Source organism: Pseudomonas sp. PME37.24/025, from assembly GCF_055556615.1.
Map to the genome: position 1 here is coordinate 1 of NZ_JBVHNK010000524.1, position 215 is coordinate 215.

General features: G+C 60.5%; 1 protein-coding gene. It reads left to right on the forward strand.

The genetic code is table 11. The features are described from left to right. Window positions 1-215 (forward strand): hypothetical protein (locus tag ACZ3HH_RS31310; protein WP_465810645.1); only part of this gene is annotated, 215 nt, incomplete at both ends.

Consider the following 215-nt stretch of genomic DNA (forward strand, 5'->3'; position numbering starts at 1 on the left):
CTACTGCCGGTGCCATTAACGTCAAAGCCGCTAGCCTCGACGCCCGGGGACCGGTCTATGCCGGCACCACCCTGCACATCCAGACCCAAGGCGACCTGACCAGCCACAACAACCTGGTGGCGCGCGACAACATCCACCTGGATAGCGGTGGCACCCTAAGCAACAACGGAATTATTGAATCCGGGGTCAATGCCGATAACAGCCGCAACACCACC